The 14,049-nt window shown below is 52.7% G+C and carries 10 protein-coding genes; 4 read left to right on the plus strand and 6 right to left on the minus strand.

The window, feature by feature from the left end; all coding sequences use genetic code 11:
• Positions 1–44 precede the first annotated feature (44 nt).
• Both J4G78_RS03265 and J4G78_RS03270 read left to right on the plus strand, forming a co-directional pair.
• The gene (locus J4G78_RS03265; protein ID WP_207988450.1) at positions 45–1,472 is read left to right on the plus strand and encodes an alanine/glycine:cation symporter family protein; all 1,428 of its coding nucleotides are present in this window, start codon (positions 45–47) and stop codon (positions 1,470–1,472) included.
• On the plus strand, positions 1,450–2,442 hold the full coding sequence (locus tag J4G78_RS03270; RefSeq protein WP_207988452.1) for an aldo/keto reductase: 993 nt from the start codon (positions 1,450–1,452) through the stop codon (positions 2,440–2,442). Before J4G78_RS03265 ends, J4G78_RS03270 begins: the two co-directional genes overlap by 23 nt.
• Positions 2,443–3,055: 613 nt before the next feature.
• Here the strand turns inward: J4G78_RS03270 and J4G78_RS03275 are convergent.
• From J4G78_RS03275 to J4G78_RS03285, 3 genes are read right to left on the minus strand one after another with little or no spacing between them, the layout of a single operon-like run.
• On the minus strand, positions 3,056–4,351 hold the full coding sequence (locus J4G78_RS03275; protein ID WP_207988454.1) for an amidohydrolase family protein: 1,296 nt from the start codon (positions 4,349–4,351) through the stop codon (positions 3,056–3,058).
• Positions 4,348–5,748, minus strand: a complete 1,401-nt coding sequence (locus tag J4G78_RS03280) for an amidohydrolase (protein ID WP_207988455.1) — start codon at positions 5,746–5,748, stop codon at positions 4,348–4,350. The genes J4G78_RS03275 and J4G78_RS03280 overlap by 4 nt, the downstream gene beginning before the upstream one ends.
• Before the next feature lie 29 nt (positions 5,749–5,777).
• The gene (locus J4G78_RS03285; protein ID WP_207988456.1) at positions 5,778–7,373 is read right to left on the minus strand and encodes a peptide MFS transporter; all 1,596 of its coding nucleotides are present in this window, start codon (positions 7,371–7,373) and stop codon (positions 5,778–5,780) included.
• Between the two features lie 162 nt (positions 7,374–7,535).
• On the opposite strand from J4G78_RS03285, the gene J4G78_RS03290 reads away from it, so the two are divergent.
• Positions 7,536–8,117 (plus strand): nitroreductase family protein, encoded by a 582-nt coding sequence (locus J4G78_RS03290; protein WP_207988457.1) that lies wholly within the window; start codon positions 7,536–7,538, stop codon positions 8,115–8,117.
• A gap of 90 nt (positions 8,118–8,207) precedes the next feature.
• Positions 8,208–8,552, plus strand: coding sequence for a GntR family transcriptional regulator (locus J4G78_RS03295; RefSeq protein WP_207988458.1), 345 nt, complete (start codon positions 8,208–8,210; stop codon positions 8,550–8,552).
• Between the two features lie 7 nt (positions 8,553–8,559).
• Here J4G78_RS03295 and J4G78_RS03300 read toward each other — a convergent pair whose 3' ends face one another.
• From J4G78_RS03300 to prsK, 3 genes are all read right to left on the minus strand, one after another.
• On the minus strand, positions 8,560–10,485 hold the full coding sequence (locus tag J4G78_RS03300; protein ID WP_207988459.1) for a tetratricopeptide repeat protein: 1,926 nt from the start codon (positions 10,483–10,485) through the stop codon (positions 8,560–8,562).
• Positions 10,486–10,567: 82 nt separating this feature from the next.
• A complete protein-coding gene (gene prsR, locus J4G78_RS03305; protein WP_207988461.1) occupies positions 10,568–11,950 on the minus strand; it encodes a PEP-CTERM-box response regulator transcription factor in 1,383 nt (460 codons plus the stop codon).
• A gap of 1 nt (position 11,951) precedes the next feature.
• Positions 11,952–14,048: an XrtA/PEP-CTERM system histidine kinase PrsK gene (gene prsK, locus J4G78_RS03310; protein WP_243457200.1), complete on the minus strand. Its 2,097-nt coding sequence runs from the start codon at positions 14,046–14,048 to the stop codon at positions 11,952–11,954.
• Position 14,049 lies beyond the last annotated feature (1 nt).

Below are 14,049 nucleotides of genomic sequence, written 5' to 3' on the forward strand. Positions count from 1 at the left end.
ACCTTACACTAGGCACAGTGAAGTCCAAGGGGGATTAAGTGCACATGATAGATTTTTTAAGCGACATAATCGGTAAAGTTGCAACGCTGGTTTTCTCGAAAATACCTTTTTTTGGCGCTGAAATCCCGTGGATCGTCCTCTGGCTGGCTATCCCGATGCTACTTTTTACATTGTGGATGGGTTTTTTAAATATCCGCGCATTGCCGCTGTCGATCCGGATCCTTCGCGGTAAATATGATGAACCCGATGCACCGGGGACGATCTCGCAATTTTCGGCACTGACCACGGCGCTGTCGGGAACAGTGGGTCTAGGCAATATCGCGGGCGTGGCCATCGCAATCGCCACCGGCGGACCCGGAGCAGCGTTCTGGATGTTCATCATCGGGTTTTTCGCGATGACACTGAAATGTGTGGAAGTCACTTTGTCCCTGATGTTTCGCGAAGTCGATCCATCCGGCGCCGTGCGAGGCGGGCCAATGTACAACTTGAAAAACGGCTTCAAGCAAAAGGGTTGGCCGAAGCTGGGCCTTGTTCTTGGCGGCATTTACGCCGTCCTTGTGATGTTCATCGCCATACCGATGGTGCAAGTGAACCAAAGCCTGGCAACTGTCAGCGAAGTTTCCGGGTTCCGGTCCAATTTCGACAACAACCTGACATTCGGTGTGATCATGGCCTTTTTCGTCGGGCTCGTGGTCATTGGCGGCGTCAAATGGTTGGGCCGCGTTACGTCCATAATGGTTCCACTCATGGCGCTCGTCTATTTATCCGGCGTGTTGACCATAATCGCCTTCAACTTCGCGCAAATCCCCGATGCCATTGCTTTGATCATCCGTGACGCCTTTTCCGGACAGGCCGCTGGTGGAGGTTTAATTGGCGCTTTCATTATCGGCATGCAACGCGCTGTCTATTCGTCAGAAGCAGGTGTTGGCTCGGCTGCTATCGCCCACTCCCAAGCGCGAACGAAAGAACCGGCTTCGGAAGGACTTGTTGCCTTGCTGGAGCCCATGCTGGATACGGTTATCATTTGTTCTCTTGGCGCTATCGCGATTGTCCTGGCGGGCACGTGGCAGGGTGCCGATCAGGACATACGGATAACAGCCGCCGCTTTTGCCCAAATTTCCGACTGGTTTCCCTGGATGCTGACCATCGCGGTTCTGCTTTTTGCCCATAGCACGTTGTGCTCCGTCGGCTTTTACGGCCTAAAAGCTTATGAATATCTGTTCGGCGAAGGTCCAATTCGGGCAATGATATACAAAATTGTCTATATCGGAATATTGCCCGTCGGAGCGTTGCTGGAAATAGCAACCGTCATTGATCTCGTCGATAGCGCCTTCTTCCTTGCCTCCATTCCCAATGTTATCGCTCTTTATCTCTTTGCACCTCAGATCAAACGAGAGCTATATGGATATCTGAAGCGCCAAGCGGAAAGCCAAGAGTCGGAGAGTCACAATGAAGTATCGCAAACTCGGTAAAGAGCTGGAAGTATCTGCCCTGGGTCTCGGCTGTATGCCGATGTTCGGTATCGGCAGCGGCATGTATGGTCAGGCTGACATGACCGAAAGCCTTGCGACTCTGGATCGCGCAATCGAGCTCGGCGTGACTTTCTTTGACACCGCCGAGGTTTATGGCCCCTACAAGAATGAAGAATTGCTCGGCCAGGCAATCCGGGGCCGCCGCGACCGCCTGATCATCGCCACAAAATTTGGTTTTGATCTGACCAATCCGGCGAAGATCGGTACCGATTCATCTCCTGCCAATGTGCACCGTGCCTGTGACGCTTCACTCCAGCGACTGGGCGTTGATGTAATTGATCTGTTCTATCAGCACCGGGTTGATCCCGATGTGCCCATTGAGGAAACGGTTGGCGCGATGGCAGAGCTCGTCCAAGCGGGCAAGGTGCGATATCTCGGCCTGTCCGAAGCGGGCGCCGATACGATAAAGCGCGCCCATACGGTTCACCCGATTGCGGCGCTGCAATCGGAATATTCGCTCTGGGAACGCAGTATCGAAGAGGAAATCCTACCGCTCTGTCAGGATTTGGGTATTGGTTTTGTTCCTTACAGCCCCTTGGGTCGCGGTTTCCTGACGGGACAGATTACCAGTCGCGATGATCTCGATGCAGACGATTATCGCCTACGCGACCCGCGCTATTCGGTTGAAAATTTCGGTCAGAATCTGAAAATGGTCGACGTCGTAAGGCAGGTCGCGGGACGCCATGGTGTCTCGCCGGCCCAGATCGCGTTGGCATGGCTGTTGGCGCAGGGCGATTTCATTGTCCCGATACCCGGCTCCAAACGACGCGCGACGCTGGAGGACAGCATGGCGGCGGTTGACGTGGTCTTGACGGATAATGATCTGGATGAACTCGAAAGGGCAGCGCCGGTCGGCGGCACATCTGGTCCCCGCTATGGCGAAGCGATGATGGCGATGGTTCGGCTTTGATCACAAGCTAACGCTTTCCTACAGGGCTGGCGCTATGGTAGGTGTGACGGGACTTTTCGGCAATTTCGCATAATCGCTGTGCTGTGTGAACTGTGTGAACTTTGAATTTTCGCGAAAAATCTTGAAAGCAAAACTAGGGAGCAAATTGTTCTGGAGTAAGTCTGTGGATGGCGGGCTGTGATTTGTGTGAACTTTGGGATTGGGCAGCGCCGCTCCTGCTAACAGCGCGTTGCAAATTACCGGTGTGATGTGTGTGAACTTTGGAAGGTGATTGCCGATGTAGCTTCGACTTTCAAATGCGTGAAGGTATTGCTCGCGCGAAGACGCGAAGACGCAAAAAAATTGTGGGGAAACGCAGATTGGGCATTGAGAATTTGCTCTCATCCAAGCGAAAACTGGGGTCTCCTTCAGCTCCTGCTTATCGCTAAAAAGCAAACTCAACCCACAGGTTTTCAATAGACTTGGAGAATAATTGTAATCTATATCAATGGCTTAGTAGAACTATCGATATTTCCAAAGCCGCTTTGCGCCTTCGCATCTTCGCGCGGAAATCCACCTGATCGCCCCTGTGATCTGTGTGAACTTTGGGCCGGTCACATCGGCTCAAACACCATCACCGATCATAAGCCTTTGGCAAAGCGCCTGGGGTCGGATTGCGATAGCGCTCGCGCAGACGCTCCTGCCGATTGGACAGCGACTGCTCGACACCGTCGATAAACACCCTTTCAACTTGCGTGGAAAGCTCCAGTGGATCACCGGTCCAGATCACCACATCTGCTTGACGCCCTGCTTTGAGGGACCCGAGCTGTGAACCCATGCCCATAATCTCGGCCGGTTTGGAACTAATCGCAGCAAAAGCTTCGTCCCAGCTCAAGCCGGTTGCACGCGGTACCCTGTTCAAAGCGACCAAATTTCCGGCATATTGCATCGAATAGCGCAATTGATGGGCATCACGGTCATTGATCATCCCGATCGCCACATTCACCCCGGCTCGCTTCATCCGCCCAATATTGGACTGGGTTGCCGAAAGATCTTCAAAACCCTCCGGCAAGTCGGTGAGCGCGGATGCCAGCACCGGAACGCCAGCGGCTGCAATCTCATCGGCCACACGCCACCCCTCGTTCACCCCGACGAGCACCATGTTCAGCGACGGGAAATCCTTACGCAAGCCGAGCACTTTCAGGATATCATTTGCGCTCTCGACATGGACCAGCAGGCGGGTCGAGCCATTCATCACTGGCAGCAAAGCCTTGGCATCCGACGCCTTCATCAAGTCGCTGTCGAATAGCGAAGGACTGCGAGAATAAGTCCGCGCTTCTTCAAGCATGGCCCGGAACAAGATGTGCGCAGCCGAACGGCTACCGCCGGCCCGGCGATGACCGGTTTCGCCAAGTTCGACAAATTGGAACGCTTTGGCTTTTGTAATCGGATCATTGTCAGCACCCAAATCAACAATCGCGCCATAGCCGCCGAAAATCGACTTTGCCGTGCTGGGCGACACTACCGCGCGGGTAACACCGGCAGCCCGGTTTACTGCTACAGGCGCTGCAAAGGGATTGATGGCATATTGGACATCAAGCGCGGCAGAGAAAACCGATTCCTCTGCGCTGGTATCATTTGTGGAACGCACCGCATTTACTTCGATCAAACCGATCCGGCTGAAACCGGCAAAAATACCAGGCGTCACCCATTTGCCCGATGCATCTATCCGGCGCGCATTGGCAGGTATAGCGACACTGGTTCCAGCCGCGACCACGCGGCCGTCACGGATCACAACAGTGGCATCGTCCATCGGCGCGCTGCCGTCGCCAACGACGACTTTACCGCCAGTAATCGCGATGGTTTCCGCCACAGCAGGCGCAGCCATGAGCGCGAGAGACGAGACGAGAATCGTTGCAAAATGCTTCATTTCACATCTCCTTCACCGGGCTGACCAAGTTCAAAATCGCTCACCGGCCGGCGGGTTGGATCACTGCTGTCATAGAGCATAGCACCATCAATCCAGACTTTTTCCGGGCGGGAATAAACGCTCAGCGGGTTATCATTCCACAGCACGACATCTGCCATCTTGCCGGGTTTCAAACTGCCGGTTTTGTCTGCAATGCCCATGGCTTTGGCTGGGTTATATGTGATCCACTGAATCGCTTGTGCGTCGCTAATCTCGATGCCCATAGCCCGACCATCAGCCAGCGCTTTTGACGCTTCCTGATTGAGCCGCTGGATTTGATTTTCGTCATCAGAATGGATGATCACGCAGGCGCCGGCCTGTTGCAGAAGGGCGGCATTTTCAGGAATTGCATCGTAAGCTTCCATTTTGAAACCCCACCAGTCGGCCCAGATTGCCGAACAAATCTCCTCTTTCGCAAGGATGTCAGCGATTTTATAGCTTTCGACGGCATGATGGAACGCGGTCACTTTATACCCGAATTCCTTGGACATATCGATAATCTGATTGAGTTCGTCAGCGCGGTAGCAATGATTGTGTACCAAGATATCACCATCGAGAACGCCTGCCAGCGTTTCCATCCCGATATCCCGTTTCGGCGGCTTCGCGCCCTTGCGTTTCTTGCGATATTCTTGCGCGTTAATCCACGTTTGACGGGTCAGCGACAGGCTTCCCATCCGTGTTGCGGGTTTGCGGTTACGGCTACCATAAACCCGTTTCGGGTTCTCGCCGCAGGCCATTTTCATCCCATAAGGGGCGCCGGGAAATTTCATCGCCTGCACCGTGCGTGCGGGTACATTCTTAAGCGTCACCGCCCGGCCGCCAAACAGATTAGCCGAGCCAGGAAGAATTTGCAGCGATGTGATCCCGCCGTTAGCCAAAGCGCGAGAGAAACCAGGGTCCTGCGGCCAGACGCTATGTTCTGCCCAGACTTCCGGGGTCACTGGCGAAGTCGCCTCATTGCCATCGCTATGCGCGGGCACGCTCGGCGTCGGATAGTCTCCCAAATGGCTATGCACATCAATGATACCCGGCGTCACATATTTGCCGGTTCCGTCAATGATAGTGCTGTCGGTTGGTATTGCTGTTTCAGGCCCACCGACAGATACGATCTTACCGGCGGACATGAAAATCACACCATCGTCGATCCGCTGCCCTTCCCCATCAAATATCGTCGCGCCCGTGATAACGATATTGTCAGAAGGATAAGCTTTATAGGTTGAAGGGAAAGCGGCCTTTGCCGAACGTTTGCTTGAACTGCTGGCCGAAGCACTGGCTGTTTCCGGTTCAGCCGCCGTAGCCGCGCAACCCGTCAACAATGCCCCGGCAGCGACAACTGCCAGCAAATTCCCAAATTCCATAATCAACCTCTAAGCTATAAGTGACCTCGTTAAGACTTCGTCGTCGGATGAATCCCGGCGGCCGCAGGTTCACCAAATTCGCTTTGACCTTCCAAGTTTTCGTTAGCGTCATCATCCTGCAGCGTATCAAGATGCATGAGTTTCTTGATCAGAGGCGATATCGCCAACACCGCGATACCGACAACAACCGCAGCCCAGCCAACAGTTGAATAGACATCAAGGACGACTTGCTTGCCAGCTTCCTGGCCCACGCCTTCTGCACCAGTCGCAGAAGCTATAAGCCCAGCAGCGAAGTTACCTGTCGCGGAAGCAAAGAACCAAGTACCCATGATTAAGCTTGCCATATGCGCCGGAGCAAGCCGGTTCATTGCCGATAAGCCAACCGGAGACAGGCAAAGCTCGCCGGTCGTGTGCAATAGATAGATAAGGAAAATGAAGATCACCGGCGTAGCATTTTCCAGTCCAACCGATTGCGCACCCCAGACGAGAACCAGAAAGCCCAGTCCAACCTGCACAACACCCAAGCCAAATTTAAAAGGAGCGGAAGGCTCTTTTCCTTTGCGGCCCAGAACAGTCCAAACCGTCGCAAAGACTGGTGCTAGCAGGATGATATATATCGCATTGATGGATTGAAAGGTTGATGCCGGTACGCCAGCACGATCCACATGCCTGTCGGTGAACAAGTTCAATGAAGAACCAGCCTGTTCAAACAAAGCCCAGAAAATGATGGATGTTACAATAAGGAACATCGCTGCAAAAATTCGGTCTCTCTCCTCCGAGGACAATTTGGATACCGCGGTGTAGAGAACGTATAGCACCAGTCCACCACCGAAGACGCCAAGCACATAACCGACCAGGTCCTGATACTGGATAGCCAACCAGCAGATGCCAACCATCGCCAAGCCAGCAATGTACATCCACCATTCAAGCTTGATCCCAGCCACTGGCTGCTGCAACTTTTCAGGGTCGGAGGGCTCGCCGCGGCCTAACAAGAGCGGCTTACCCCACATAAACACGACCAGGCCGAACAACATACCAATGCCGGCCAGACCGAAGCCATAACCCCAACCATAGGTTTCGCCAATGTAGCCGCAAAGCAGCGAACCTAGCGCCGCGCCTAGGTTAATACCCATGTAGAAAATCGTATAAGCACTATCCCGGCGAACGTCGGTTCTTGGATAAAGCTGTCCCACAATGACCGAGATATTCGCCTTCAGGAAGCCGGAACCAACAATGATCAGCGCAAGCGCCAACCAGAACACACTGATGACCGGATTATCAACGTGACCAACGGCCGCGTCTCCCTCGAAAGCCATAAAGAAATGGCCCAATGTCAGGAGTATCGCTCCGAACAAAACCGCTTTTCGTTGGCCCAAATATCGATCAGCGAGATACCCACCGACCACCGGTGTAATATAGACGAGCGCTGTGTAAGCGCCGTAAATGATGCCAGACTCGCTGTCAGAGAACAGCCAATGCTTGGTAAGATAAAAGATAAGGAGAGCCCGCATGCCATAATAGGAGAAACGCTCCCACATCTCGGCGAAAAACAGGACAAACAGACCTTTTGGATGACCGAGGAACGTTCCTCTTGCATCTCCGGGTTCTTGATACGCACTAGCCATTACATCGGCCTCCCTTGCAATTATGCGAGCCGTCTATCGCAACTCAATTGCACCGCACCCTAGTCAAAAAATGTCGTGTGTGAAGCATATTGTTGCGCTTGTGACCAGTTTGTGACCAAAAAGCCGCTTGCAATCATCTGTCATCAACACAAGATGACGGATATGTTCAATGACCTTTCCAGCCTTGATAGCTACTTATCCTCTCGCCGTTCCGGTCGTCCGCGCAACATGATTGAACCGGGACCGAGCGATCAGCAGATTCAAGAAATCGTAGCAACCGCGCTGCGAACACCGGATCACGGGAAATTGGCCCCTTGGCGGGTCATTCGCGTGGATGGCGATCAGCGGGAACGGCTGGCAACCGAACTCACCGGCGCCTATAAAAAAGAGAAACCAGAAGCCGGGCGGCTCGAATTAGAAGCCCTGGAAACGATGGCGCGCCAAGCCCCCGCTTTGTTGGTGGTGCTTTTCTCTCCGGTCACCTCAACCAAGATACCGCTGTGGGAGCAAGAACTCAGTTGCGGCGCCTTTTGCATGAATATCATCCACGCTATCCATGCCGAAAATTTTGTCGGCGGGTGGATTACCGGCTGGCCCACTTATAATGACGATGTCAGAGACCTGTTTGGAAAAGCGCCAGAACGCATTGCTGGTTTCATATTCGCCGGCACTGCTGATGGCGAACTTGCCGAGCGCCCGCGCCCCGATCTTGCCAATATCCTGTCGAAATGGAAGGCTGAGTAAACAGAATTGCTGATTGCGCCCAAACGCAAGTATCAAAAAAGATCGGACTTATCCCTTGCCTGCGTCGCTGTATTATGGCAGTGAGGCAGTATGAATAACACAAGCAAACCAGTCTATTTGAAATTGCGGGATATAATCTCGGAGTCAATTCTTGATGGCGAGTATGATGAAGGCGACATGCTGCCATCGGTCCGTGCTTTTGCGGTAGAGCAAGGGGCTAATCCGCTCACAGTCGCGAAAGCTTATCAGGGTTTTCAGGAAGACGGATTGGTCACGGTAAAACGCGGCGTAGGAATGTTTGTGGCGACCGGGGCCAAAACGAAATTACGCGATGCGCAGCGTGCCGATTTTATAAAGAATGTCTGGCCTCCGGTAAAACGCCAGATGAAGCGCCTGAATATCAAGCTGGACGAACTTCTCGAAAACAACGCCTGAATTGACCTCAGGATTTTTCCTGTGCCTGATTGTGCCGAACCATTAAAACGGCATTTCTAAGACTGCGGCGATAAACAGGGTTTTCCGGAGCTATCGTCACCGCTTTGTCGATTAGAGCGATAGCATCCCTGCCCCGCGATGTATCGGCCAGGAGCGCGAGGCCGTATAGATGGGAGACGACCGGACTTGAAGGCTGAACACGATAAGCGATACGACCGGCACTGATCGCCTTTTTCGTCTCTCCCTGCCCTGTGTAAGCCTGCGCCAACCCAGCCATAATCAAAGCATCATCGTCACCAATTCGCTGGTGCAAACTCTCTAATATGCGCCCTGCGACCTCCCAGTTTTCGGTCTCAAGATGGGCATAAGCCATCCACCGCAAGCCAGAGACATTATTGGGATTATAGCTTAGATATTGCGCCAGAACCTCGCCTGACTGCTGCATGGCGCCTGTCGATCGAAGAACATCGACCATGCGCAGCATGACTGATTCAGAAAAATGGATCTTTCGGGCGCTCTCAAGCGCTGCCAAAGCCGCGTCATAATCGCCAAGCGCTAAGGCCGTATCTGCAACCAGGATATGAGCATCGCTTGCCCCTGGATTTCCAGATTGCAACTGCTTTGCCCTTGCAAAAGCCGCGCTGAAATCACCGCTTCCATAAAGCGCACGGATATAGGGTATAACCACACGCGCGTTTCGCGGCTCACGGATGGCCGCAGCCTGCAAAATTTCCATTGAGGTGTCCGGTCGAAAAGCGATTTTCGAGCCAACATCATGGCGGGCGGCACGATTAAGTAAGCTGGCCGCCTGTTCCCGTTTGTCCAACGCCTCTAATGCTCGCCCAGTCAACCAAAGCGCATAGGGATCCGCACCACTATCATTCACTTGTATAGTTAGCGCCTCGACAGCATCGCCAGCATTACCCGCCAAATAGTGTGATCGCGCCAGCAAATTCTGTGCTTGCCGGTTATAGGGTTGAACAGAAACCAGTCGCGTGAACTTTTCGATCGCGGCATTATAATTGGCTTCACCATGCGCGATTATTCCCTGCACGAGCATAGCTGCTGGCACGTCGTCAAGCTCACCTTCCGTTTTCTGCATCAATATCCGGGCGAGGTCATATTTGCCCGCTCGCGCCGCCAAAACAGCCTGCATGAAAAATGCGCGCGCGTTGCGGCCATCCAGCGAAATAATCTTGCGAGCGACGGTCAACATATCCGTCATCCGTCCCATATCCCCCAAGGTTGCGGCATATTCAGTCAGCAAGGGCACATCATTGGGATCAATTTGCAATCCCCGTTCAAACCAAGGCAAAGCTGCCGAAAGACCGAACTGAAAGCGCAAAAGCTCTCCGCGATATTGTAAGGCGCGGATGTTGTTAGGCTCTAACGCGACGGCTTCGTCGACGGCTGCAATCGCGCCAGCTTGGTTACCGGAGTTGGCCCGAAAACGAGCGATATCTACCCAAAGATCAGGATCCTTTGGATCGAGTGCAATGGCACGGTCAAAAGCCCTTGTTGCAAGCGCATCATCGCCCGTTTGCAAGGCTACACGTCCCGTTATACGCGCCGCATAAGCCTGATGCTCCATCGGAATATCGTTGGCGAATAACTGATCCTTGGCTCTGTTCCATTTTCCTTGAAGCTGAAAGGCATGGCCATAGAGATGGCGAACTTGAGACGGATGAAGCCCAAGCTCAAACGCACGCTCCAATTCCGCTTGAGCGCCAATGCCATCGAACAGTTCCAGCAGGATTTCGGCCTGCAATACCCGCGCATCAATCCACTGCGGATCAGCCTTGATCGCATTCAACAATTCGATGCGAGCAGATCTTACATCGCCATTCGATCGATATTGCTGCGCCTTTGCAAAAGCATCGCGCGCAGTTTCACTGCCCTCGCTAGCCGCATGAATTACGGATGATAAGCCCACAAACGAAATGCCGAGCAGCATTACCGCGGCTAATAGTCTTAGCCTGTGCGTGTACACATTCCAAAACAGCGACCACATAACCTTAGCTAGCTTGCTGTAAATTATATTGTTTCAATAAGTCGTAGAGCGTCGGCCGGCTAATCCCCAAAAGCTTGGCTGCATTTGAGATATTGCCGTCGGTTTGCGATATCGCACGGATGATTGCAGCCCGATCTGCCGCCTCTCTCGCCGCTTTCAGGTTCAGCAGGTCGACCGGATCATCTTCACCAGATTCAAGATCCAAATCCGCTGCCGCGATCAACTTGCCATCAGCCATGATCACCGCCCGTTTTATACGGTTTTCCAGCTCTCTCACGTTTCCTGGCCATTTCCAGGCTTCCAGCGCGGCCAAGGCATCAGGAGCGATGCCTTTCACCGCAGGATTAATTTCGTCGGCAAATTTTTTCTGAAAGTGGCGCGCCAGCAAACTGGCATCACCGGATCTCTCAGACAGTGCGGGTATCTTTATGACGATCTCGGCGAGCCTGTAATAAAGATCTTCTCGGAAACTGTTATCGGCTATCATTTCGTCAAGATTCTGATGGGTGGCACAAACGATCCGTGTGTCCACGGCTATCGCTTTACGGCCGCCAATACGCTCGATCACACGCTCTTGAATGAACCGGAGTAATTTGACCTGAAGCGGCAGCGGAATATCACCCACTTCATCGAGAAACAATGTGCCACCATTGGCCTGCTCAATTTTGCCTTCAGTCGTTTTGATTGCTCCGGTAAAGGCGCCTTTTTCATGGCCAAATAGTTCGGATTCGAGCAGATTTTCAGGAATTGCTGCGCAGTTGATGGCAACAAAGGCTTGCTCTCGTCGATCGCTGGAATCATGCAATCCTCTCGCCAACAATTCTTTGCCCGTCCCGCTAGCACCAAGCAACATAACGGAGGCATTCGTATTGGAAACACGTTCAATCATCTCGGCGACTTTGAGCATTTCAGGTGCGCCGGTAATAATTTGTCCCAGTACCCGATGGCTGTCGTCTTGTTTGGCTGAAAGCACCGTATTTTCAAGCTCTAGCTTGCGTACATGAAAGGCGCGGCGGACGATCAGACCCAATTCGTCAATATCGACCGGCTTCTGATAAAAATCCCAAGCTCCGCTCGCAATCGCACGCAGCGCGCTGTCCTTTTCTCCATGGCCAGAAGCGACGATAATCTTGGTATCGGGTTTAAGACTTAATATGGCGTCCATCGTCGCAAACCCCTCGGTGGTGCCATCAGGGTCTGGGGGCAATCCGAGATCCAGTGTGACAACATCCGGTTCCTCCGCACGAAGCATATTAATCGCTGTCTCTCGATCACCGGCTAAGATGACTTCAAAGTCCTCATAAGCCCATTTTAATTGCTTCTGTAATCCTGGATCATCTTCCACGATCAGAAGTTTCTTCAAAGGCTGGTCAGTTTTTCCGGCCATGTTACGCGACCCTTTCATCTGCTAGTTCACTGTCGGACAGTTTGCTTGCCAGCGGCAATATCAACGTAAAGCGGCTGCCCGCGCCCTCTTTACTCTCAACTTCTAAACGCCCATTCATCGCCATCGCCAGCGAGCGCGCTTCAAATGCACCAATTCCGAATCCGCCATCCTTGCTCGACGCAAAGGGTTTGAAAAGTTGACTGCGCATAAACTCGCTGGACATGCCGTTGCCGTGGTCGAGCACTTCAATTGCAACACTCAGATCGCGGCGGCGTGCGTTCAACGCGATTGGCTGGCCTTCAGGGCTTGCATCAATCGCATTTTGAATAAGATGCCCCAATATCTGATCGACCCGCGCAGGATCTGCCATAGCCGTCAGATCGTCTATCTGATTGCTTTCAATCGCATGTAGCAGGCGCTTTTTCTCAATGATGGACTGCAACAATGCGGCCACTTTCACTGGCTTGGGCTCTTCGGGCCTGGCCTTATTATGTTGTGACAAACGTTCCAGCAAACCGTTCATTTTATCCGCCGAGTCCTGCAAAGTAGCGATCATGTCAGTTTGAAATTCTGGATTATCGGCATGCCGCTTTGCATTGCGCGCCAGCAGACTTAACTGGCTGACAAGATTTTTTATGTCGTGCATGATGAACGCCATCCGCCGATTAAACTCGTCAAAACGCTGGGCTTCTGAAAGGGATTCCTGGCTGCGCGCCTCTGACAGGTAGCTCGCCACCTGCCGGCCGGCAACGCGCAACATGTCCAGATCTTCCCAGTCCAAAGTCCGGTTTATACGGGGCCGAGCCAACAAGACGATCCCAGCAAGCCGATCAAAATGAACTAGCGGTACGGCAGCCCATGTTTCTGGATCATTGGTCATCCACTCGGGAATTGCCCCTGGATCTATTTCTTCAACTTTATCCGCCCGCAAAGCATCAAATTCAATAATATGCCCGGTCTCTTCAAAAAACGGAACCGTTCTCGTGGTACAAGCGCGCGCCGGAACTTGAATGGTCTGCCAGTTCCACCGAGATTGCAACGTCAAACGCCCGGAATCATCAGGCATGAGCAATATCCCCGCCGGAGAGTCGGTAATGTCCGCTATGGCTTTAACAACACGCTCGTGAAATGGCGCGCTCTCACTTCCCGGCCTGCCAATTGTATCGGTAAACCTTATCCACTCGGCCCGATAATCATAGCGGTGCTGAAAGAAGTTTTTGGCCATTTTCACTTTAAACCAAGCGCGAAATTTTCCGGATGGCAACAACACCAAGGCAGCAACCGTTGTCCCAAATAGAAAGCTGATCTGCGCCAATCGAGCATAGTCGCCACCAATAATCTGTAGCGCTGTGGCAATGATGATCATCATCAACAGATATCCGCCAATGGCGACGAGCGATAGCGACCGGAACGCAACACTTCGCGATAGCTTGATCGTCCACTCAGTATTACGAGCGGAGGCCAACGCCAATATTGGAGCAACGCATGCCATTGCCGGTCCACGCATTGCGTTTAATTCGACCGAGAATTGCTGCGTCAAATAAGTGATCGTAAAAAGGTTCAGATCATATGTCCAAATCGCTGCCAACGATGCCATGGGCAGTCTTATCCCCCAACGTGTTTCCGGAGCCGATATGGAATAGAGATTGTGTACAAGCACCAGAGCACCAACAGCAAATAACATGCGCAAGACCAAGGCTGTGTAGGCCGTCATACTCACGAGTCTCGGGCTTCCGGCAAAAACCGGGATCAGCGAGTCCACCACTATCTGGCCGATCAGTACTATCGCCAATGCGACGTAGATTACCTTTACAGCGTTTGGTTGGTTACGCCCTTCGCCATTTCTCAATAGGACGAACATGAATAGTAGCCACCCCATGTTTCTTATAGACTCGCCAAAATTCGCGATCGGCGAAAATGCCCCCTCAACAGCAACGGATAGAGCCCAAAAGCTCGTCAAAGCGAGAGCTGCAACAAGCGATATTTGGGTGTGATTACGATCCGTCTTTCGTTGGAACTGCCAGATCGTAAGCGCAGCAAAACATGCGGCCGCTAGCCCATGTCCGAAAACACTGATCTGGTCCAATATCGCCAACATC

Source organism: Parasphingorhabdus cellanae, from assembly GCF_017498565.1.
Classification (GTDB): domain Bacteria; phylum Pseudomonadota; class Alphaproteobacteria; order Sphingomonadales; family Sphingomonadaceae; genus Parasphingorhabdus; species Parasphingorhabdus cellanae.

Excerpts from the sequence above, each read along its gene's own strand:
- J4G78_RS03275 (WP_207988454.1), bottom strand. The coding sequence starts at position 4,351 with ATGAAGCATTTTGCAACGATTCTCGTCTCGTCTCTCGCGCTCATGGCT.
- J4G78_RS03265 (WP_207988450.1), top strand. The coding sequence starts at position 45 with ATGATAGATTTTTTAAGCGACATAATCGGTAAAGTTGCAACGCTGGTT.
- prsK (WP_243457200.1), bottom strand. The coding sequence starts at position 14,048 with ATGTTGGCGATATTGGACCAGATCAGTGTTTTCGGACATGGGCTAGCG.
- J4G78_RS03290 (WP_207988457.1), top strand. The coding sequence starts at position 7,536 with ATGTTCAATGACCTTTCCAGCCTTGATAGCTACTTATCCTCTCGCCGT.
- prsR (WP_207988461.1), bottom strand. The coding sequence starts at position 11,950 with ATGGCCGGAAAAACTGACCAGCCTTTGAAGAAACTTCTGATCGTGGAA.
- J4G78_RS03280 (WP_207988455.1), bottom strand. The coding sequence starts at position 5,748 with ATGGAATTTGGGAATTTGCTGGCAGTTGTCGCTGCCGGGGCATTGTTG.
- J4G78_RS03285 (WP_207988456.1), bottom strand. The coding sequence starts at position 7,373 with ATGGCTAGTGCGTATCAAGAACCCGGAGATGCAAGAGGAACGTTCCTC.
- J4G78_RS03295 (WP_207988458.1), top strand. The coding sequence starts at position 8,208 with ATGAATAACACAAGCAAACCAGTCTATTTGAAATTGCGGGATATAATC.
- J4G78_RS03270 (WP_207988452.1), top strand. The coding sequence starts at position 1,450 with ATGAAGTATCGCAAACTCGGTAAAGAGCTGGAAGTATCTGCCCTGGGT.